The sequence below is a fragment of the Sinomonas soli genome (genome assembly GCF_054782415.1).
Window position 1 is genome coordinate 132651 of the sequence record NZ_BAAGSN010000016.1, and the last position, 20729, is coordinate 153379.

Consider the following 20729-nt stretch of genomic DNA (forward strand, 5'->3'; position numbering starts at 1 on the left):
GATGCACATCACTTTTGCGCCCCTCGGGAGCCTCCAGCCAGAGCCCCGCCGCGGGCAAGCGCCGAGCGGCCGCCTGCCTGCGCCGAACGGCGCCGCGCCCACGCCGAGCGGCTGCGGGGTGCGGGGTGCGGCTAGCCTTGCATCATGTCTCCCGACACCCTCACGCTCGCGGTGCTGGCCCTCGTGCTGGCCGCGGGAGTGGCCGTGGGCGCCGTCGCGTGGCGGACGTGGGGAGGCCGCCGGGAGTTCGGCAGCGACGCCGAGCGGGCCAGCTACACGATCCTGCACTCGGCCGCCCAGGCAGGCCGGTCCCTGCGCGGGGGCCTCGGCCCCGAGGGCGCAGCGAAGGCCGCGCACCACCTCCGCTCCATGCTCGGCGCCCCCGCGCTGGCCCTGACCGACGATTCCCGCCTGCTCGCCTGGGACGGCGAGAGCCCGGCGCATGCGGGGGCGGTGATGGCCCTGGCCGCGAAGACGCTTGCCCACGGACGCGCCCGCGTGGCGGACGCCGACGAGCTCGACTGCTCGGCGGTGGGCTGCGCCGAGGCGGACTGCCGGCTGCGCGGAGCAGTCGTCGCACCCGTCCGCGCCGGAACCCGCGTGATCGGGACCGTCGTGGCCTTCTCCCCCTCCGCGGGCGCCGGACTCGTGCGGGCCACGCGCGAGGTGGCGGACTGGGTGGCCACGCAGGCCGAGCTCGCCGAGCTGGACAGGTCCCGGACGCTGCTCATGGAGGCCGAGGTGCGCGCGCTGCGGGCGCAGATCAGCCCGCACTTCATCTACAACGCGCTCACCGCGATTGCCTCGTACATCCTCACCGATCCGGCACGGGCGCGGGAGCTCGTCGTCGAGTTCGCCGACTTCACCCGGTACTCGTTCCGCCGGCACGGCGACTTCACAACGCTCGCGGAGGAGCTGAAGAGCATCGACCAGTACCTCCTGCTCGAGCGGGCCCGCTTCGGCGAACGGCTCCAGGTGAGCCTGCGCATCGCTCCGGAGGTCCTCGGCGTGCCCATCCCCTTCCTGAGCCTCCAGCCGCTCGTCGAGAATGCGGTGCGCCACGGCCTCGAGGCCCGGGAGGGAACGGGCCACATCAGCATCACCGCCGAGGACTCCCCGCACGAGGCGCTCGTGCAGATCGAGGACGACGGCGCGGGCATGGACCCGGAGCGGCTCCGCGAGGTCCTCGCGGGCCGCGCCGGCGGGATCCACGTGGGCCTGCGGAACGTGGACGCCCGGCTGCGGCAGGTGTACGGCGACGACCACGGCCTCGTCATCGAGACCGCCCCCGGACACGGCACGCTCGTGACCCTGCGCATCCCCAAGTCGCAGCCGGAGCACGTGGTGCGGCCACCGATAGACTCAGCAGCATGATCAGTGCCCTCGTCGTCGACGACGAGCTGCCGGCGGTGCAGGAGCTGACGTACCTGCTGGGCCGCGACGACCGCGTCGGCGCCATCCACTCGGCGACCTCCGGGACCGGGGCCCTCAAGGTCCTCGAGCGCGAGGAGGTCGACGCCCTCTTCCTCGACATCCACATGCCCGGCTTGAGCGGGCTGGAGCTGGCCAGGGTGATCGCCCGCTTCGCCGCACCGCCCGCCGTCGTCTTCGTCACCGCCGACGACGACCACGCCCTCGAGGCGTTCGACCTCGCCGCCGCCGACTACCTCCTCAAGCCCGTGCGGCCCGAGCGGCTCGAGCGGTGCGTGGGGCGCATCGTCGAAGCACGCGAGGGGGCGCGCGGCGCCCAGACGGACGCGCCCGAGGTCATCACGGTCGAGCAGGGCGGAGTCACCCGGATGATCCGCCGGGACGACGTGGCCTTCGTGCAGGCCCAGGGCGACTATGCGCGCCTGCACACGCCCGAGGGCACCTACCTCGTGCGGGTCCCGCTGACGGACCTCGAGCGGCAGTGGGGCGCCGCCGGCTTCGTGCGGATCCACCGTTCCTACCTCGTGGCCATGGACGCCGTGCAGCAGCTGCGGCTCGGCGGCCCGCAGCCGACCGTGCTGGCCGGCGGCTCGGAGCTCCCCGTGAGCCGGCGCTGCCTGCCCGGGCTGCGCGAGCGGCTCGCCGCGGGCCGGATCCGGCCGCGGCCGTGACGGCTCCCGGGGCCGGAGACCGGCGCATCGACCGCTCGCGGCGGGTGCGCGTGACCGCGCCCGCCTCGAGCGCCGCCAGGGCCCCCCGCACGCCGCCGCTCTCGCGGGAGGTGGCCGAGCAGTCGGAGCTCGGCGGCGTGGTGCTGCGCTCCCTCCTGCGCTCCCAGTTCCGTCTGGCGGCACTCGTCGCTGGGGCCTTCCTCACCGCGGTGGCCGCGCTCTGGATCCTCTCGGAGGCCGCCGGGGACCTGCCGTGGCTGCCGGGGGTCACCCTCGTGTGGCTGCTGATCGGCGCCCTGCCCTACCCGGCCGCCCTCGTCGCCGCGGTGGCCTACTACCGGGCCGCGAACCGCACGGAGCAGCGCTACGCCGAACTCCTCGAGGACCACCCGTGACGCCGGCCATCGGCCTCGCGGCCCTCGGCGCCGTGGCTGCCGCCACCGTCCTCGTGGGCTTCTACGGGCTGCGGATCTCCCGCACGACCAGCGACTTCTACGTCGCCTCCCGCACGGTGCCCCCCTGGTGGAACGCGTCCGCCATCGGCGGGGAGTACCTCTCGGCGGCGAGCTTCCTGGGCGTGGCGGGGCTCATCATGGTCAGCGGGTCGCAGGCCCTGTGGTACCCGGTGGGCTACACCGCCGGCTTCCTCATGCTCCTGCTGTTCGTCGCCGCGCCCCTGCGCCGCTCCGGTGCGTACACGATCCCCGACTTCACCGCCGCCCGGCTCGGCTCGCTCGCGGCCCGGCGCACCACGAGCGTCCTGGTGGTCCTGATCGGCTGGCTCTACATCATCCCGCAGCTGCAGGGGGCTGCGCTCGCGGTGCGGATCACCACCGGGCTGCCCGGCTGGGCGGGCTCGGCGGCCGTGGTCGCCGTCGTCGTCCTCGCGGTCATGCTCGGCGGCATGCGCTCGATCACGTTCGTGCAGGCGTTCCAGTTCTGGCTCAAGCTCGCGTGCCTCGCCGTCCCTGCGGTGTTCCTGGCGCTGCTGGTCGCCGGCCGCGGGCTGCCAGCGGCGGCCGGCTCCGAAGGACTCGCGGCCCTCTCCGCCGCGCCGGGGACGTCCGACGGCGGCTACCGCACCTTCTCGCTGCTGCTCGCCCTGCTCTTCGGGACGCTGGGGCTCCCCCACGTCCTCGTCCGCTTCTACACCAACCCGGACGGGGTCACGGCCCGGAGGACCACCGTGATCGTGCTCGGGCTGCTGACGGTGTTCTACATCTTCCCCACCGCCGTGGGCCTCATTGGCCGGATCGCAGCACCCGACCTCGCCTCGCAGGGGGACGCCCTGGCGATCCTCCTGCCCGAGCGGCTGCTCGCCGGCCCACTCGGGACCGCGCTCTCGGCGCTCGTGCTCGCCGGCGCGATGGCCGCCTTCCTGTCCACGACCTCGGGGCTGCTCGTCTCGGTGGCGGGGGTCATCAGCCAGGAGCTGTTCGGAGGCAGCGTGCGCGGCTTCAGGACGGCCGCGGCGTTCTCGGCCCTCGTTCCACTCCTCCTGGCGCTGGGCCTGGGCGGCCAGGGCCTCGCGGGGAGCGTGGGGCTCGTCTTCGCCTTCACGGCCTCGACCATCTGCCCCCTGCTCGTGCTGGGCATCTGGTGGCGGCGTCTGACCCCGGCGGGCGCCATCGCCGGGATGACCGTCGGGGCCGTTGCCTGCGGCGGGGCGCTCGTGGCCTCCGCCGCCCTCGGCGCGGGCGTCTGGGGCGACGCTGCGCGCGCCTCGGCCGTGGCCGTCGCGTGCGCCCAGCCGGCCGCCTGGACCGTGCCGCTCGCGTTCGCCGTGATGATCGTCGTCTCGCGCGCGAGCAGGCGCAGCGTCCCGCGGGGCGCGGACCGCTTCCTCGTGCGGCTCCACTCCCCCGAGCCGCGCTGAGGCGCCCCGGCAGCGTGCGGCGGGCGGCCGGCGTCGTGCGTCTAGTCGATGGCGGCGATGAGCTCGACGGCGCGGTCGAGGAAGGCATCCACCTGCGTCTCCTCGTAGCCCTCCTGGCCCGTGACGGTGCGGAACACCGCCGTGCGCACCTCGTCCGCCGTCATCGGCGAGCCGTGCTCGAGGTAGTCGAGGAGCCGCACGCACAGGCTGTCGACGTCCTCGACGTGGTAGCTGGGGGCCTTCGGGCTCGACGGGCGGCGGAACCGCTCGCCGTCGGCGCGCACAAGCCGGCCGCGGAGGACCCCGGCGAGCTGTCCGATCTCGCGCAGCCAGACGTCCTCGCCCGAATGCTGGATCAGCTCGTCCCGCTCCCGCCGGGCGAAGGCGTCCTCGAGGCGGTCCAGGGCGGCGTCGACCTCGGTGGCGTCGTAGCCGCCGCGCACGGCGTCGAACGAGACCGTCCGGACGTCGTGGCTCGTCACCACCGGTGCGGACCGGTCCTCGAGGAAGTCCCGCGCCGCCGACATGAACTTCTCAACCTGCTTGGGGCTGTAGCCCAGGTCGCTGCGGCCGACCCGATCGAACCCTGCCGCCGCGCTGTCCTCGGTGTGCGCCACGTGTGTGCGTCCTCTCTGGAGTGCTCGAAAGACCATCATGGGAACCTGCCGGCTAGGAGCTCGGCAGGAGACTGAAGACGAGGAACGCCGCCGGGGTGGCGAAGAGGATCGAATCGAGGCGATCCATCATGCCGCCGTGGCCCGGCAGGATGCTGCTCATGTCCTTGATCCCCAGCTCGCGCTTGACCATGGACTCGGCGAGGTCGCCGGCGGTCGCGGCGCCCACCATGACGACCGCGAGCACGAGGCCTTCCCACCACGGCCGGCCCAGCAGGAGGACCGCCCCGAGCACGCCGACGGCCATCGCCCCGCCCACCGAACCGGCGAAGCCCTCCCAGGACTTCTTCGGGCTGATCTTGGGGGCCATCGGGTGGCGGCCGAGGCTCGCCCCCACGATGTAGCCGAACGTGTCATTGGCCACGACGAGCAGGAGGGTCAGCGCGAGCTCGAGGGTGGCGGGGGGCACCGCGCCGCTCTGCCACAGGCCGAGGCCCGGGGGCGGCGTGGTGGCGTGCAGCGGGAGCACCGCGTACCCGAGGAGGAAGGGGATCCACAGGACCACGAAGACGCCCGCGAAGACGCCCCGCGCTGCCCCCGCGGGGTGCTCGAGGCTCTGCCACAGGAGCACCGCCGCGCTGCTGGCGAGGAGGGCGAACAGCTGCGCCTCCTGCCCGCCGAAGTAGGCCGTGGCGGGGATCGCCACCGCCGCCGCCAGCACCGGCACGACCGGGATCCGGGTCCCGTGCGTCTCGAGCGCGCGGTACACCTCCCAGACACCCAGCAGGGCCGCGGAGACGGCGATCAGCACGAAGCCCAGGGGCCACAGGAACAGGCCCGCGAGCAGGATGATGAGCAGGGCGAGGCCCACCGAGATGGCGGCGGGCAGGTTCCGGCCGGCCCGCGAGAGCGGCTTGGGCTTGCGGTCGCGGCGCAGTCCGGGGAGCCCGCCCCCCGGCACGTGTCCGTCTGAGGAGGGGGGCCCCGGGCTCGGTGCGTCGGGCTGGGGCTCGCTCATCAGACTTCGAGCAGCTCGGCTTCCTTGCGCTTGACGAGGTCTTCGACCGCATCGACGTGCTTCTTGGTCAGCGAGTCGAGCTCCTTCTCGCCGCGCACGCCGTCGTCCTCGCCGACCTCGCCGTCCTTGACGAGCTTGTCGAGGGACTCCTTGGCCTTCCGGCGGATGCTGCGGATCGAGACCTTGGCGTCCTCGCCCTTGCCCTTGACGATCTTCACGTACTCCTTGCGGCGCTCCTGGGTGAGCTCGGGCAGGACCACGCGGATCACGTTGCCGTCGTTGGACGGGTTGGCGCCGACCTCGGAGTCGCTGAGCGCCTTCTCGACGTCGCGCAGGGCGCTCTTGTCGTACGGGGTGATGAGGATCGTGCGGGCGTCCGAGACCTGGAAGGAGGCCAGCTGCTGCAGCGGCGTGGGCGTGCCGTAGTAGTCCACCATGACCTTCGCGTACAGCGCGGGGTTGGCGCGGCCCGTCCGGATCGACGCGAAGTCCTCCTTGGCCACCTCGACCGCCTTCTCCATCTTCTCGGTGGCTTCGAGCAGGGTCTCTTCGATCACGTCGCACTCCTTGTGGACTTCGTTTGCAGCGTACGGCGGGGGCCGGGCGCGCGGCGCCGGCCCCCGCCGTCGGGGACTAGGAACATCCTAGCCGCATGTAGGCGGCGCTCAGACGGTCACGCGGGTGCCGAGGTGCTCGCCGCGGATCGCCTTGGTGACGTTGCCCTCGCCCTCCATGCCGAACACGACCATGTCGAGCCGGTTGTCCTTGCACATGGTCATGGCCGTCTGGTCCATGACCCGGATGTCCCGGCGCAGGGCCTCGTCGTAGGTGAGGTGCTCGAGCTTGACCGCCGAGGGGTCCTTCTTGGGGTCCGCGGTGTACACGCCGTCGACCCCGCTCTTGGCCATGAGCACCTCGTCGGCATGGACCTCGAGGGCCCGCTGCGCGGCGACGGTGTCCGTGGAGAAGTAGGGCAGGCCTGCCCCGGCACCGAAGATCACGACGCGCCCCTTCTCCATGTGCCGGATGGCGCGGCGCGGGATGTAGGCCTCGGCGACCTGTCCCATGGTGATGGCGCTCTGCACGCGGGTCTCGACCCCGGCCTGCTCGAGGAAGTCCTGGAGCGCCAGGCAGTTCATGACGGTGCCGAGCATGCCCATGTAGTCCGCACGCGAGCGGTCCATGCCGGAGAGGGAGAGCTCGGCGCCGCGGAAGAAGTTGCCGCCGCCCACGACGATGGCGATCTCCACCTCGTCGACTGCCGCGGCGATCTGCTCGGCCACGCCGCGCACGGTCCCGGGGTCGACGCCGAGCTTGCCGCCGCCGAACACCTCCCCGGAGAGCTTGAGCAGGACGCGGCGGCGGTGCGGCTGCGGGTCGTCGACGAGCGCGGCGGCCTCGGCCGCGTCGGGCAGGGATTCGTCAGTGGAGGGGATAGTGGGGTCGGCGGTCGTTACGGATTCCATGGATGTGTCCCCTCGTGTGGAGCGTCTGGGCTGGAGCCTGCGTCTAGAGTAGCGGCACTTGCGTAAGGCCTGCGCGGCGGCGGCCACAGCAAAGGGGCGGCCACCGAAGTGGCCGCCCCTCTGGTGCGCGTACTAGGCGCCGACGCGGAAGCGGGCGAACGCGGTCGCCTCGACACCGGCCTCGGACAGCACCTGTCCGACGGACTTCTTGGCATCCTTGGCGAACGCCTGGTCAACCAGGACCTCGCCCTTGTAGAAGCCGGTCACGCGGCCTTCCACGATCTTCGACAGGGCAGCCTCGGGCTTGCCCTCGGCCTTGGCGGTCTCCTCGGCGATGCGGCGCTCCGACTCGACGAGGTCGGCCGGGACGTCCTCGCGGCGGAGGTAGTTCGGGGCCATCGCGGCCACGTGCACGGCGACGTCGTGCGCGGCAGCATCGGCGGCCTCGCCCTGGCCGTTGACGGCGAGCAGGACGCCGACCTGGGCCGGGAGGTCCTTCGACGTCTTGTGGAGGTAGGCGTCGACCGTGGCGCCCTCGACGCGGGCGATGCGGCGGACGGCGACCTTCTCGCCGAGGACCGCGCCCTCTTCGACGACGTACTCGCCCAGCGGCTTGCCGTCGACGTCGGCGGCCAGGAGGGCCTCGAGGTCGGCAGCGCCCGAGGCGACAGCGGTGGCGAGCACCTTGTCGGCGAGCTCGATGAACTTGGCGGACTTGGCCACGAAGTCGGTCTCGCAGTTGACCTCGACCATGACGCCGACGCCGTTCTCGACCTTGGCGGCCACGAGGCCCTCGGCGGTGGAGCGGCCCTCGCGCTTGGTGGCGCCCTTGAGCCCCTTGATGCGGATGATCTCGACGGCCTTCTCGGCGTCGCCGTTGGCCTCGTCAAGAGCCTTCTTGACGTCCATCATGCCGGCGCCGGTGCGCTCGCGCAGGGCCTTGATGTCAGCGGCGGTGTAGTTCGCCATATGAACCCCTCGTCTCGTATGTTCTGCAGGTCTTTCCGCCAGCAGGATGGCTGCCCCGTCGGGGCGGCCATCCTGCCGGCGGCCTCCGGGTCCCTCAGGACCCCGGAGAGGGTCTTGGTCGAGTTAGTTCGTGCCCTCGGCAGACTGCTCGGCAGCGGCGGGAGCCTCGGCCGGCGCCTCGGCGGGGGCCTCGGCAGCAGCCGGAGCCTCAGCAGCCGGCACCTCAGCGGCCGGAGCCTCGGCGGCAGCCGGGGCCTCGGCCTTCTCGCCCTCGAGGAGCTCGCGCTCCCACTCGGCGAGCGGCTCGGCCTGCGTGCCCTCGGACCCGGAGCCGCGGTTCTGGCGGGCGATGAGGCCCTCGGCCACGGCGTCGGCGACGACGCGCGTGAGGAGGTTCACGGAGCGGATCGCGTCGTCGTTGCCCGGGATCGGGAAGTCGACCTCGTCGGGATCGCAGTTCGTGTCGAGGATGGCCACGACCGGGATGCCGAGCTTCTTGGCCTCGTCGACCGCGAGGTGCTCCTTCTTCGTGTCCACGATCCAGAGGAGGGACGGAGTGCGGGAGAGGTTGCGGATGCCGCCGAGGGTCTTCTCGAGCTTGTCCTTCTCGCGCTGGAGGATGAGGAGCTCCTTCTTGGTGTGGCCCGAGCCGGCCACGTCCTCGAAGTCGATCTCCTCGAGCTCCTTGAGGCGCTGGATGCGCTTGGCAACCGTGGAGAAGTTGGTGAGCATGCCGCCCAGCCAGCGCTGGTTGACGTACGGCTGGCCGACGCGGGTCGCCTGCTCGGCAATGGCCTCCTGGGCCTGCTTCTTGGTGCCGACGAAGAGCACGGTGCCGCCGTGGGCAACCGTGGCCTTGACGAACTCGAAGGCGCGGTCGATGAACGACAGCGACTGCTGGAGGTCGATGATGTAGATGCCGTTGCGCTCGGTGAGGATGAAGCGCTTCATCTTCGGGTTCCAGCGGCGGGTCTGGTGGCCGAAGTGGACACCGCTGTCGAGCAGCTGGCGCATGGTAACGACGGGCATGCCGACGCTCCTTCCGGCAGGTCTTTCTCCGAGGGCGACCTCTGGGTACGCCCTTGCCCCTGCCATAGTTGACGGTTACTGACGACGACGGCCGGGTGGCCGTCCGTCCCTGGCATCCCCTGCCTGCCCTACCGCAGTCGCGGACCGATGGGCGGGCAGTGCCCCTCCCCCGGCATGCACCGGCCGGGCCGGAGCTTGAGGGAGACGGGCGCTGGATGCGCGGAGTCGGCTTCCTCCCCCGCAGCCGGCCCGGTCGTGGCAGAGCACCCAATCCGGCACAGCAAAGCGGGCTCGAAAGCCGCGGTTCTCAGTGTACTACAGCGCGACACGCCCGGAGGCGGCGGCCGGCGGCCCGGCGCTGCCGCGTCCGGGGCGGACAGCACCCCCACAGCTCCGGTCTCAACTCGGGTCGTCCACATAGGCGTCCGGGGCCCTGCCCGGGCCTGGCCGCCTCCGACATCCTGAGGTCATGGATACCTCCCCCCGGTCAGCCCGCGCACTGGTGCCCGTTCGCCTGGCGGCGGCCCTGGCCCTCGTGGGGGCGCTGCTGGCACCGCTGGGCCAGGCGGCGTCCGGGGCGCCCCTGGCGGACCCTGCCCCGGAGACGGGCTGGACCTGGCCGCTCACGCCGCGGCCCGCCGTCGCCCGCCCCTTCGACCCTCCGCCCCGCCCGTGGCTGTCCGGACACCGCGGCGTCGACCTGGCTGCGGCGCCCGGGACGCCGGTCCGGGCGCCGCAGGCGGGAACGGTGGCCTTCAGCGGCTGGGTGGTGGACCGCCCGGTCGTGACCGTGGACCACGGCGGCGGCCTGCGCAGCAGCTTCGAGCCGGCCGAGGCCATGGTCCCGGTCGGCTCCGCCGTGGCGCGGGGCGAGCAGTTCGGGGTGGTCTCGGGCTCGGGCTCGGGGGCAGGCTCGGGGGCAGCGCACTGCGCCGACGGCCCCTGCCTGCACTGGGGAGTCCGCCGAGGGGACGACTACGTGGACCCGCTCGCGTTCATCGAGGACCGCCGCCCCTCGGTGCTCCTCCCGTGGGCCGCCCCACCGTGAGCCCCCGGGCGCCAGGGCTCCTCCCGGTCAGACGATCGCGGAGATGCCCGTGATCGCGCGGCCCGTGACGAGGGTGTTGATCTCGTGGGTGCCCTCGTAGGAGTAGATGGCCTCGGCGTCGGCGAACACCTTGGCCATGCCGAAGTCGCTCACGATCCCATTGCCGCCGAGGAGGCTCCGGCCGATCGCCACGCTCTCGCGCATCCGCGCCGTGGTGAACGCCTTCGCGAGGGCGGACTGCTCGTCCCGGGCGTGCCCCGCATCCTCGAGCTGGGCAAGCCTGACCATCATGCCCAGCGAGCTCACCACGTTGCCGAGGATGGTCACGAGCTGGTCCTGGACGAGCTGGAACGAGGCGATGGGCCGGCCGAACTGCTCGCGCTCGACCGCGTAGCGTCGCGCCACGTCGAAGGCCGCGAGCTGCTGGCCTACGGCCTGCCAGGCGACCGCGAGGCGGGTGACCTTGAGGACCTTGTTCGTGTCCCGGAAGCTGTTGGCGTGGGCGAGCTTGAACTCGGACGGAACGCGGACGTCCTCGAGGGTGATGTCCGCGTTCTGCACGGTGCGCAGCGCGATCTTGTTCTCGATCTTGGTGGCGCGGTAGCCGGGCAGCGCGGTGTCCACGAGGAAGCCCTTGACCTGGTCGTCCGCGACGTCTCGGGCGAAGACGACGACCCAGTCCGAGAAGGTCGCGTTGCCGATCCACCGCTTGGCCCCGTTGAGCACCCACGCGTCGCCCTCCCGGCGCGCCGTGGTCCGGGTGCCGCCGGCCACGTCGGAGCCGCCGAGGGGCTCGGTGAGCGCGAAGGCCCCGATCTTCTCGAGCGTGTAGGCCTCGGGGAGCCACTTCGCCTTCTGCTCCTCGGAGGCGAGGAGCTCGAGCGAGCCGGTGAAGAGGCCGTCGTGGACCCCCATGAACGTGGCGATCGAGGCGTCGGCCCGCGTGAACTCGGCGTGCAGGAGGCCAGCGAGGAGGCTTGAGTGCCCCTGCCTGCGGATGGGGCTCATCACGTCGAGCTCGGCCAGGCGGGGGACGAGCTCGTGCGGGAACTCGGCACGGTTCCAGCAGTCGACCGCGATCGGGGTGACCTCGCGGCCCAGCCACTCGCGGACCTCGTGGAGGCGGTCGCGCTCCTTGTCGGCCAGCAGGGCCTCGAAGGAGTAGAAGTCGCCGTCGGCGTAGGGAAGGTCGGCCGCGCTGCGGTGCTGGGGCATGGGGTCTCCCGGTCATGATGCTACTGGTGGGTAACTACTGATCAGTAACATACGCTGCCGACCCAGTTCCCACAACACCCCTGGCGGTCCCGCGGGACGGCGAAGGCCCGGAACCATGGCTGGCTCCGGGCCTCCTGGGGTAGGGCGTGTGGGACTTGAACCCACGACCAAGGGATTATGAGTCCCCTGCTCTGACCGGCTGAGCTAACGCCCCCCGTCCCGCGCGGGACCATCTCATCCTACTGGCAGACCGGACTGGGCCTCCGCTCAGGCCAGGTCGCCGCCCAGGTCCGTCCCGCGGTAGAGGGCCTCGAAGGTGTCGAGCGTGGCCTTGAGGCCGTGCTTCTGCACCATGCGGTGGCTCTCCGCGCCCATGCGGGCCAGCTCCTGTGCCGGCTGGCCCAGCACGGCGGTGATCTTCGAGGCGAGGTCGTCGGCATCGTTGGGTCGGAAGAGGTAGCCGTTCTCGCCGTCGGCCACGAGGTGCGGCAGGGCCATCGCGTCGGCCAGGACCACGGGGGTCGAGGCGCTCATCGCCTCGAGCGTGACGAGGGACTGGAGCTCGGCGGTGCCAGGCATGCAGAAGAGGTCGGCCCGCAGGTAGGCGAGCCGGAGCTCGTCATCGGGGGCGAGCCCGAGGAAGCGCACGCGGTCGCGCACGCCGAGGCTGTCCACGAGCTTCTCGAGCGAGGGGCGCACCTCTCCCCCGCCGACGATCTCGAGGTGCACGTCGAGCTCGGCGGGCGTCTTCGCGATGGCCCTGATCAGCACGTCTACGTGCTTCTCCTCGGCCAGCCGGCCGGCGAACAGCACCGTCGGGTACGGGTTCTTCTGGACGGTCTCGTCCGGCCGCGGCTCGTAGGCCGCGATGTCGATGCCGTTGGAGAGCGGGAGGACCTCGGTCAGGAACGCATGGTCGTGCATCGCCTTCGCCGCGAGCGGCGTGGGGGTCGTGACGACGTCGGCCTGGCCCATGACCTTGCCCATGTCCTTCCACGACTGCCGGCCGACGATGTCGATGAACCACTGCGGGAAGGGCAGGAAGGGGTTGAGGTTCTCCGGCATGAAGTGGTTCGTCGCGACCACGCGGATGCCGCGCCGGACCGCCTCGTACAGGACGTGCTCGCCGATCATGTAGTGGCTCTGGATGTGCACGACGTCCGGCTGGACGTGGTCGAAGAGGAGCGCGATCTCCTTCTTGACCTCCCAGGGGAACACGATGCGCCAGTACTCGTGGGTGGGCACCGAGTGGGAGCGGAGGCGGTGGACGACGGCCTCCGGGCGCACTTCGGTGAAGCTCTTGCCCTTGTCAGAACGAACCGCGGCGACGTGCACGTTGTGCCCGCGGGCCGTCATGCCCTTGGCGAGCCGGTAGCCGAACTGCGCGGCGCCGTTGACGTGCGGCGGGTAGGTGTCGGCGCCGATGAGGATCGTCAGCGGCTTGCTGGTCAGGTCCGTGTCGGGGTCAGGCAGTGTCACGAGGGCTCTCCTGGTCGGGCGGGCCGGCGGTTCCGGCCCGCGGTGCCGGCGGCGGGCGGGTGCATCAGCCGGCGTGGGAACGTGCATCGGGCCCGGATCCTCCCCGGAGCTCGCGGGCGGCGTCCTTCCTCCGCTTCGCGACCTCGGGGTGGTGCCGGGACAGGGCAATGACCCCCACGATAGCAACGACGGCGGCCACGACCATGGACAGTGCGAGCACGGGCGGCACATCGGGACGCAGCTCACCCAGGATGGTGATGCCGATCGCGATGCCCACGATCGGGTCGACAACCGTCAGCCCCGCGATCACCAGGTCGGGAGGACCGGAGGAGTAGGCATTCTGGACGAACCACGAACCCAGTCCGCCGGCCGCCGCGATGGCGACGACCGAGTACCACTGGACGTTGAGCAGGAACTGGCCGTTGGCAGCGAGGAGGTCGCGGCCGATGATCCGGGTCAGGACCGCGACGAAGCCGAACAGCACGCCCGCCCCGAGGATGTAGACGAACGCCCCGAGCCGGTGCCGGAACATGGCCGCCAGCGAGCCGAAGATCCCGACCGCGAGGGCGAGCAGCAGCACAATCGTGAGCTCGGCGTCCGGGCCGACATGGTGGTTCTCGACGGTCGCGTTGACGGCCAGGAGGACGAAGAGGGCCGAGCCGGTGACGCAGGCGCTGATGGCGACGACGGTGGGCCGGTTGATCGTGATGCCCTGGTCCTTCGAGTTCACCACCGTGGTGATGACGAGCGCGATGGCGCCGATCGGCTGGATGACGGTCAGCGGCGCCGAGACGAGGGCGACCATGTTGCACAGCATCCCCGCCCCGAGCAGCGCCAGCCCGAGGATCCAGCGGGGGTTCCGCACCAGGCGGACGAACCCCCGGGAGCTGAGGGCGAGGCCGCCCATGTCGGCCTTGACGGCGCTGCCCTGGCGCTGGGCCCCGATCGCGAGGAAGAAGGCGCCCAGCACCGCGAGGACCACGGCGAACCAGACCATCAGCGTTCCGCCTCCCTGCCGCCGTCCCCGAGCCGGCCCTTCCGGACCGGCCGTCCCTTGGCGACGATGGCGCGGAAGTAGTTCACCGCGGCGACCCAGTGGCCGAGCAGCCCGAGGACGAGGAAGGCCCATGCCGCCGCCGAGTACACGGAGGCGCCGGGAACGGCAAGTCGGGAGAGGACGAGGAGCGGGGTCCCCACGAGGAGCAGGGCGGTGCGGACCTTGCCGACCTTGGACACCGGAAGGTCGGGGTGGCTGTGGAAGTAGAAGAGCGAGGCGAGCCCGAGGGCTACGTCGGGCACGAGGAGCGCGGCGAGGTACCACCACTGCACGACGCCCGCGAGCACGAGGGTGAGGGCGACGGCGAGGAGTGCGAGCCGGTCCGCGGCGGGGTCGAGGACTCGTCCGAGGGTCGAGGTCTGCCCGAGCCGGCGCGCGACGTAGCCGTCGACCCAGTCAGTGCTGCCCATGACGGCGAGCACCACGACCGCCCAGCCGTACTCCCGCGGTCCGAGCACGAGCCACATGAACAGCGGCACGCCGAGGAAGCGCAGGATCGTGATGACGTTCGGGAGCGTCAGGACTGCATCCGTCTCGGTCTGGCCGCGCCCGGGACGCGCACCGGCGTCGAACAGCCTCACGGGGACCGCTCCGCCCGCTCATGGCCCCGCATCGCTCCCGTTCCCCCCACGGCCGACGTACTGCCGTGCACTCGGTGCCCCCCGGCCGATCAGCTCTTGACCAGCTTGCGCAGGAAGACGACGAAGGCGGTCGCGGAGACGGTGAAGACCGTCAGGGGCGCCCAGCGCTCCCGGATCATCTCGGCCGCCTCGGCGCCGCGGCGCGCGGCCTCGTCGTTGGACGGGACGGCGGCGCCGGGGACGGCCGCGGTGCCCTTGGCGAACGGGCGGCGGCCCGACGCGCCGGCCAGGGCCGAGCGCACGTCGTCGGCGAGGTAGCCGGCCTGGCGCTTGACGTCCATCTCGGCGACGAGCCCTTCGCGGACGTCGAGGAGGTGCTCGCGGCGCTTGTCGAGGCGCTCGCGCAGCTCGGCCTCGCTGGGGGTCGGCAGCTTGACCTTGCCGTGGGCCCGGTCCTGCGCCTCCTTCTCCAGCTGCTGCCGCGCCTTCTCGGCCTCCTTGGTGGCCTGGGCGCGCTTGTACTGGATCGTGGAGGGGTCGAGCAGGCGGGGGTCGAAGTCGCGGCCCTCGGTCACAATGCCCAGGTCATACCGCAGGCCTCGGATGGCATCGGCGGGGACGAGCGGCATGGCCCGCTTCACCCAGCGGAGTCCGATGAGCGCGGCGATCGCCAGGACGACGAGGAAGGCCGCACTCACCAGAAGGGCCGCGAGCCAGCCCGGCATCACCGTGGCGAGGCCCAGGATCGCCGCCACCACGAGCGCGATCACGAGGAGCCCGAGGAACACGAGCGCCACACCGAACAGGCCGGCACCGATGCCGGCCTGCTTCCCCCTCTGCTTCATCTCGATCTTCGCGAGCGTCAGCTCATCGTTCAGCTGGCGTGGTGCGAGCCGTGCGGCCTGGCCTGCGAGGTCCGGCAGAGCCGCCAGTTTGGGCCGCCGATCGTCCGGCATGCTGTGGCGTCCACTCATCGTCGTCGGGTTCCTTCCAGTCGGTCCGGAACGCGCGAGGCGCAATCCGTGACCAAACTACCACCCGGGGGCGCACGGGGGCCCGACGCCGCGCAGCCGGCCTCAGCCGGGCGTGCTCCCCGTCCCGAGCGCCCCGAAGGCCGCCTCGACCTGCAGGAACTGCTCAGCGGCGTGGACCGCGGCGTCGAAGGCGTCGGCGTCCGTGGCCGAGCCGCGGGGGCCACGAGGGAGCCACTCGTGGCGTTCGGTCCGGATGGTCTCGAATCCCTCGCGCGGCGGCGCGTAGTAGATGGCGAAGCGCTGGACGGGCCAGCCGGCCGGGGTCTCGGGCGCGACGAGGACGGCGGACCGGAGCGCGAAGTTGACCCACTGGGCGATGGGCCTGCGGTGGTCCCGCATCAGGATTCCGTCGTTGAAGCCTGCGGCAGACCCTTCGCCGAAAACACTCTCGAACCGCGCACGCCACACGGTCAGGAGCGGACCCTCGTAGCGGGTCCACCCTGCGGGGAGGGAAGCCGACGGCTCGGGCATACGTTCATGATAGAGGCCGCGGGCGGCGCTGCACCGGCCTTTCGGCCGGCGGCGCGCACCAAGGCTCCCCCGACTGGACTCGAACCAGTAACCCTTCGATTAACAGTCGAATGCTCTGCCAATTGAGCTACGGGGGAATGACTGCAAGTGGCTCCCCCGACTGGACTCGAACCAGTAACCCTTCGATTAACAGTCGAATGCTCTGCCAATTGAGCTACGGGGGATTGCAGCGGGTTCTACCCTATCAGGGCGCGGCCTCCGCGCGAAATCGGCGCCGGGGCGCCGCAGGGGCCGCTCAGTCGGCCGACCGGAGGGCCCTGCGGCGGAGCTCGAGCTCCAGCAGGGCCCGGTTGAGCCGTTGGTACTCCTCCGGGGGGCTGTCCGGGCCCAGCCGCTGCAGCTGGCCCATCATCTCGGCCTTCTGGGCGGTGATCTGGAGCTCGGCGAGCCCGGCGAGGATGTCCCGGCAGTACCTTTCGAGCGACTCCTCGGTCGTGGCCGGCAGCGGGGTCACCGCCAGCTCTGCCATAAGGGGCCTCAGGGCCTCCGGCAGCTCATGGCGCACCCGCTCGATCCAGCCGGCGGCGGCCTCCTGGGGGGCGGGGCGGCCCGCGGCGGCGATGGCGGAGTGGAGGGCGGCGTGGGCCGGGGCCGCGAACCGTGCTGCCGTGAACTCGGTCCAGGCCGAGTCGGTGAGCATCTGGGGCTGCTGGAGCACCACCTCGAGCGCCTGGCGCTCCATCACCGCGACCGGGTCGCGCGGGTCGGGGCGCCGCGCGGCGGGCGAGAAGGAGGCGGGGGCCGCCCGGTCGCCGTCGTGCGCCGGGCCCTCCTGCTGATGGCCCTGGCGCGGCGCGGACGACGGCGTGCCCCGCCGCGCTGCCGACTGCACCGCGCGCGAGACGTCCTCGAGGGGGACCCCGAGCCACTTGGCGAGCTCGCGGGTGTAGGCGGGACGGATCGCGGGGTCGCGGATCTGGGCGACGACGGGGGCCGCCTCGCGCAGGGCCGAGACCCGGCCCTCCACCGAGTCGAGGTTGTGCTTGCGGAGGGTCGCCTGGATGGCGAACTCGAAGAGCGGGCGCCTGGTCCCGATGAGCTGGACCACGGCCGCGTCGCCGCGGTGCTGGCGCAGCTCGCACGGGTCCATGCCGCTCGGCTCGACCGCCACGTAGGTCTGGGCCACGAAGCGCTGGTCCTCGTCGAAGGCCTTCAGCGCTGCCTTCTGGCCGGCGGCGTCGCCGTCGAACGTGAAGACGACCTCTCCCCCGGTCCCGTCATCGGAGAGGAGGCGGCGCGCAATCTTGATGTGCTCCCCGCCGAACGCCGTCCCGCAGCTGGCGACCGCCGTGTCCACGCCGGCGAGGTGGCAGGCCATGACGTCCGTGTAGCCCTCGACGACGACCAGCTGGCGCTTCTTGGCGATGCTGCGCTTGGCGAGGTCGATCCCGTAGAGGACCTGCGACTTCTTGTAGAGCGTCGTCTCGGGGGTGTTGAGGTACTTGGGGCCCTGGTCGTCGTCGAAGAGGCGGCGCGCGCCGAACCCGATCACGTCCCCCGAGATGTCGCGGATGGGCCAGATGAGCCGGCCGCGGAAGCGGTCGTAGAGGCCTCGGTTGCCCTCGGAGAACATGCCCGTCAGCTTGAGCTCGTCGTCCCGGAAGCCCTTGGACCGCAGGTGCTTCAGGAGGGAGTCCCAGCCCTGGGGGGCGAAGCCGACGCCGAACTGCTCGGCGACGTTGCGCTCGAAGCCGCGCTCGAACAGGAACTGCCGCCCGGCCGCCGCGGCCGGGGTCAACAGCTGCGCCCGGAAGAATTCGGCGGCGATCTTGTGGGCGTCCAGCAGCCGCTGCCGCCGCCCGACCTCCTCGCGCCGGGGGCCCGCGCCCTCCTCGTAGTGCAGCTCGTAGCCGATGCGCGCCGCGAGCTTCTCGACGGTCTCGGCGAACGCGGTGTGGTCCATCTTCATCACGAAGCTGATCACGTCCCCGCTCTCGCCGCAGCCGAAGCAGTGGTAGGTGCCCACCTGGGGACGGACGTGGAACGAGGGGCTGCGCTCGTCGTGGAAGGGGCACAGGCCCTTCCACGAGCCGATGCCGGCGCCCTTGAGCGTCACGTAGCCGTCGACGATCTCCCTGATGTCCGTGCGGGCGCGGACTTCCGCGATGTCCTCGGGTTTGATCAGGCCAGCCACGGATCTACCTTAGCCACTGTCACCGACGGTCCCGGCCGCGTGCCCTCCGGGCTCACCACAGGCTGGGAAGGCTCCCGACGAGCCGCTCGTACCAGGCCAGGGCCGAGCCGTCCGTGAGGGAGGCGACCTGGTCAACGACCACACGCAGCCGGCCGGCGTCGTCCTGGGCCGCCCGCCAGTCCGCGGCGAACATCGGCTCGAGATGCCGCTCGCCGGTGGCGCTGAGGGCGGTGACGAGGGCATGCAGGACTTCGCGCTGGCGCTCGTAGATGGGCTGGCGGTGGTCCGTGGTCATCACGAAGGTGGTCGCGAGGCCCTTCATGACCGCGATCTCCATGACCGTCTCCTCGGGGACCATGACCTCCCCGCTGTACCGGGTGAGCGGCGCCGCCCCGTAGGCGGCCCTGGTCAGCGCGAGGGCGCTGTCGCAGAAGCGTCCGATCAGCTGGCTCGTCATGTTCTTCAGCGCGGCCATGGACCTGCGCGAGCCGTCCGCCTCGCGCACCCAGACCGGGGTCGCCTCGAGGCGGGCGAGCGCCGCGTCGATGGCGGCGGCGTCGCTGTGCGGCAGATACCACTGCTGGGTGTAGCCGATGACCCGGGCGCGGTGGTCCGGGTTCTCCATCCAGCGCAGCTGGAACTTGCCCGCCACGATCGCGTCCTCGACGTCGTGGACCGAGTAGGCGATGTCGTCCGAGAGGTCCATGACCTGGGCCTCGATGCACGACCGACCGGAGGGGGCGCCGTCCCTGATCCAGGAGAAGATCGGGAGGTCGTCCTCGTAGGCGCCGAACTTGCTGGTGCGGTGGCCGTGGACCAGCGGCGCCTCGACCGCGGTCCACGGGTACTTGCACGCCGCGTCCAGGCTCGCGCGCGTCAGGTTCAGGCCGGCGGGGCGGCCCCCGGCGTCGAGGACCTTGGGCTCGAGGCGCGTCAGCAGGCGCAGGGTCTGGGCATTGCCCTCGAAGCCGCCGATCGCGTGGGCGATGTCGTTCAGGGCGCTCTCGCCGTTGTGGCCGAAGGGCGGGTGGCCCAGGTCGTGGCTGAGGCAGGCCGCGTCGACGACATCCGGATCGCAGCCCAAGACCCGCCCCAGCTCGCGGCCAACCTGCGCCACCTCGAGCGAGTGGGTCAGCCTGGTGCGGACGAAGTCATCGGTGTCCGGTGCCACGACCTGCGTCTTGGCCCCGAGCCGCCGGAGGGCGGACGAGTGCAGGACGCGGGCCCGGTCCCGCTCGAAGTCGCTGCGGTAGGACTTCTTGGGCGGCTCCACGACCCAGCGCTGCGTGTCCTGCGCTGCGTAGCCGCGGGTCCCCTCGGCGACCGCCTCAGCCACCGGACACGTCCAGCTCGGCGGCGGCGATGTCACGGGTCTGGTCGCTGTCCATGGTCCGGCTCTCGAGCCAGCGGTCCGGGAGGGCAGGGCGCTTGGGGGACCCGGCCCGCCCGCGCGGGCCCTCGGCGTCAGTGCCGGGGTAGGGCGCGTCCGCGTCGAGGGTGCCCAGGAGGCCGCGGAGCTCCTCGAGCGTGTTGACCTGTGCGAGGCGGGCCCGCAGCTCCCCTCCCACCGCGTAGCCCTTGAAGTACCAGGCGACGTGCTTGCGGATGTCCCTCAGGGCCTTGCCCTCGTCCTCGAAGTACTCGACGAGCAGCTGGGCGTGCCGGAAGAACGCCTCACCCACCTCGGCGAGGCCGGGCCGGATGCGGTCGGCGCGGCCCTCGAAGGCCGCCTGCAGGTCGCCGAAGAGCCACGGCCGGCCCTGGCAGCCGCGTCCGACGACGACGCCGTCGACCCCGGTCGCGCGCACCATGCGCACCGCGTCCTCCGCGCTCCAGATGTCGCCGTTGCCGAGCACCGGGACGTCCGGCAGGGCCTCGCGCAGCCGGGCGATGGCGCTCCAGTCCGCGGTGCCCGAGTAGAACTGGGCCGCCGTGCGCCCGTGCAGCGCCACCGCGGCGACGCCGGCGTCGCGCGCGATCCGCCCGGCCTCGAGGTACGTCAGGTGGTCGTCGTCGATGCCCTTGCGCATCTTCACGGTCAGCGGGAGTCCGCCCCGGTCCGCCTCCCGGACGGCCGTGGTCACGATCTGGGTGAACAGGTCCGTCTTCCACGGCAGGGCGGAACCCCCGCCGCGCTTGGTGACCTTGGGGACCGGGCAGCCGAAGTTGAGGTCGATGTGGTCCGCCAGGTCCTCCTCGACGAGCATGCGCACCGCCTGGCCCACGGTGACGGGATCCACACCGTAGAGCTGCACCGAGCGGACCGTCTCGTCGTCGTCGTGCCTGATCATGCGCAGGGACTCGGGATGGCGCTCGACGAGCGCGCGCGAGGTGACCATCTCGGCGACGTACAGCCCGCCGCCGAACTCCCGGCACAGGCGCCGGAAGGCCGTGTTCGTGATGCCCGCCATCGGCGCGAGCACCACGGGTGTGTCGACGGTCAGGCGCCCCAGGTGCAGAGGCGGCAGCTCGAGGCGCACCGGTTCGGCTGGGGCGCCCGCGGGGGCTTCGGGGAGGACGGTTGGCACGGCAGTCACCCCTCCATTGTGTCAAAGCAATGCAAAACGCCGGTGGAT

At 72.0% G+C, this 20729-nt stretch carries 20 protein-coding genes and 3 tRNA genes; 5 read left to right on the forward strand and 18 right to left on the reverse strand.

Going from position 1 to position 20729, the window contains the following annotated elements:
- The first annotated feature begins 144 nt into the window (after positions 1 to 144).
- The 4 genes from ACYVKZ_RS16475 to ACYVKZ_RS16490 are packed head-to-tail and all read left to right on the forward strand — an operon-like array spanning position 145 to position 3978.
- Positions 145 to 1374 carry a histidine kinase gene (locus ACYVKZ_RS16475; RefSeq protein WP_460993346.1) on the forward strand — a complete coding sequence of 410 codons (1230 nt, stop codon included), beginning with the start codon at positions 145 to 147 and terminating at the stop codon, positions 1372 to 1374.
- Positions 1371 to 2102 carry a LytR/AlgR family response regulator transcription factor gene (locus tag ACYVKZ_RS16480; protein WP_460993347.1) on the forward strand — a complete coding sequence of 244 codons (732 nt, stop codon included), beginning with the start codon at positions 1371 to 1373 and terminating at the stop codon, positions 2100 to 2102. Before ACYVKZ_RS16475 ends, ACYVKZ_RS16480 begins: the two co-directional genes overlap by 4 nt.
- Complete coding sequence (locus ACYVKZ_RS16485) at positions 2099 to 2497, forward strand: hypothetical protein (RefSeq protein WP_460993348.1); 399 nt, start codon at positions 2099 to 2101, stop codon at positions 2495 to 2497. The genes ACYVKZ_RS16480 and ACYVKZ_RS16485 overlap by 4 nt, the downstream gene beginning before the upstream one ends.
- Positions 2494 to 3978: a sodium/solute symporter gene (locus ACYVKZ_RS16490; RefSeq protein WP_460993349.1), complete on the forward strand. Its 1485-nt coding sequence runs from the start codon at positions 2494 to 2496 to the stop codon at positions 3976 to 3978. The genes ACYVKZ_RS16485 and ACYVKZ_RS16490 overlap by 4 nt, the downstream gene beginning before the upstream one ends.
- A 41-nt stretch (positions 3979 to 4019) precedes the next feature.
- Here ACYVKZ_RS16490 and ACYVKZ_RS16495 read toward each other — a convergent pair whose 3' ends face one another.
- The 6 genes from ACYVKZ_RS16495 to rpsB form a co-directional block, all read right to left on the reverse strand.
- Positions 4020 to 4595 carry a DivIVA domain-containing protein gene (locus ACYVKZ_RS16495; RefSeq protein WP_460993350.1) on the reverse strand — a complete coding sequence of 192 codons (576 nt, stop codon included), beginning with the start codon at positions 4593 to 4595 and terminating at the stop codon, positions 4020 to 4022.
- A gap of 52 nt (positions 4596 to 4647) precedes the next feature.
- Positions 4648 to 5610, reverse strand: a complete 963-nt coding sequence (locus ACYVKZ_RS16500) for a phosphatidate cytidylyltransferase (protein WP_460993351.1) — start codon at positions 5608 to 5610, stop codon at positions 4648 to 4650.
- On the reverse strand, positions 5610 to 6167 hold the full coding sequence (gene frr, locus ACYVKZ_RS16505; RefSeq protein ID WP_066497164.1) for a ribosome recycling factor: 558 nt from the start codon (positions 6165 to 6167) through the stop codon (positions 5610 to 5612). The genes ACYVKZ_RS16500 and frr overlap by 1 nt, the downstream gene beginning before the upstream one ends.
- 108 nt (positions 6168 to 6275) lie before the next feature.
- A complete protein-coding gene (gene pyrH / locus ACYVKZ_RS16510; RefSeq protein WP_460993352.1) occupies positions 6276 to 7076 on the reverse strand; it encodes a UMP kinase in 801 nt (266 codons plus the stop codon).
- Positions 7077 to 7208: 132 nt separating this feature from the next.
- Complete coding sequence (gene tsf, locus ACYVKZ_RS16515; protein WP_460993353.1) at positions 7209 to 8045, reverse strand: translation elongation factor Ts; 837 nt, start codon at positions 8043 to 8045, stop codon at positions 7209 to 7211.
- 123 nt (positions 8046 to 8168) lie between these two features.
- The gene (rpsB, locus tag ACYVKZ_RS16520; protein ID WP_460993354.1) at positions 8169 to 9074 is read right to left on the reverse strand and encodes a 30S ribosomal protein S2; all 906 of its coding nucleotides are present in this window, start codon (positions 9072 to 9074) and stop codon (positions 8169 to 8171) included.
- 469 nt (positions 9075 to 9543) lie between these two features.
- Here rpsB and ACYVKZ_RS16525 point away from each other — a divergent pair, with 469 nt between their 5' ends.
- On the forward strand, positions 9544 to 10122 hold the full coding sequence (locus ACYVKZ_RS16525; RefSeq protein WP_460993355.1) for a M23 family metallopeptidase: 579 nt from the start codon (positions 9544 to 9546) through the stop codon (positions 10120 to 10122).
- 27 nt (positions 10123 to 10149) lie between these two features.
- Here the strand turns inward: ACYVKZ_RS16525 and ACYVKZ_RS16530 are convergent, their stop codons facing one another.
- The 12 genes from ACYVKZ_RS16530 to dusB form a co-directional block, all read right to left on the reverse strand.
- Positions 10150 to 11337, reverse strand: coding sequence for an acyl-CoA dehydrogenase family protein (locus ACYVKZ_RS16530; RefSeq protein WP_460993356.1), 1188 nt, complete (start codon positions 11335 to 11337; stop codon positions 10150 to 10152).
- A gap of 140 nt (positions 11338 to 11477) precedes the next feature.
- Positions 11478 to 11551, reverse strand: a tRNA-Ile gene (locus tag ACYVKZ_RS16535).
- 53 nt (positions 11552 to 11604) lie between these two features.
- On the reverse strand, positions 11605 to 12816 hold the full coding sequence (locus ACYVKZ_RS16540; RefSeq protein WP_460993357.1) for a glycosyltransferase: 1212 nt from the start codon (positions 12814 to 12816) through the stop codon (positions 11605 to 11607).
- A 64-nt stretch (positions 12817 to 12880) separates the two neighbouring features.
- On the reverse strand, positions 12881 to 13813 hold the full coding sequence (locus tag ACYVKZ_RS16545) for a DMT family transporter (RefSeq protein ID WP_460993358.1): 933 nt from the start codon (positions 13811 to 13813) through the stop codon (positions 12881 to 12883).
- Positions 13813 to 14454, reverse strand: coding sequence for a CDP-alcohol phosphatidyltransferase family protein (locus ACYVKZ_RS16550; RefSeq protein ID WP_460993359.1), 642 nt, complete (start codon positions 14452 to 14454; stop codon positions 13813 to 13815). Before ACYVKZ_RS16550 ends, ACYVKZ_RS16545 begins: the two co-directional genes overlap by 1 nt.
- An 89-nt stretch (positions 14455 to 14543) precedes the next feature.
- Complete coding sequence (locus tag ACYVKZ_RS16555; RefSeq protein WP_460993360.1) at positions 14544 to 15428, reverse strand: phage holin family protein; 885 nt, start codon at positions 15426 to 15428, stop codon at positions 14544 to 14546.
- A 102-nt stretch (positions 15429 to 15530) separates the two neighbouring features.
- Positions 15531 to 15959, reverse strand: a complete 429-nt coding sequence (locus ACYVKZ_RS16560) for a hypothetical protein (RefSeq protein WP_460993361.1) — start codon at positions 15957 to 15959, stop codon at positions 15531 to 15533.
- Positions 15960 to 16023: 64 nt separating this feature from the next.
- Positions 16024 to 16096, reverse strand: a tRNA-Asn gene (locus tag ACYVKZ_RS16565).
- A gap of 11 nt (positions 16097 to 16107) precedes the next feature.
- Positions 16108 to 16183 (reverse strand) — tRNA-Asn (locus ACYVKZ_RS16570).
- A 71-nt stretch (positions 16184 to 16254) separates the two neighbouring features.
- A complete protein-coding gene (gene dnaG / locus ACYVKZ_RS16575) occupies positions 16255 to 18153 on the reverse strand; it encodes a DNA primase (protein WP_460993362.1) in 1899 nt (632 codons plus the stop codon).
- Between the two features lie 52 nt (positions 18154 to 18205).
- On the reverse strand, positions 18206 to 19489 hold the full coding sequence (locus ACYVKZ_RS16580; RefSeq protein WP_460993363.1) for a deoxyguanosinetriphosphate triphosphohydrolase: 1284 nt from the start codon (positions 19487 to 19489) through the stop codon (positions 18206 to 18208).
- Positions 19482 to 20690: a tRNA dihydrouridine synthase DusB gene (gene dusB / locus ACYVKZ_RS16585; RefSeq protein ID WP_460993364.1), complete on the reverse strand. Its 1209-nt coding sequence runs from the start codon at positions 20688 to 20690 to the stop codon at positions 19482 to 19484. The genes ACYVKZ_RS16580 and dusB overlap by 8 nt, the downstream gene beginning before the upstream one ends.
- Positions 20691 to 20729: the final 39 nt, after the last annotated feature.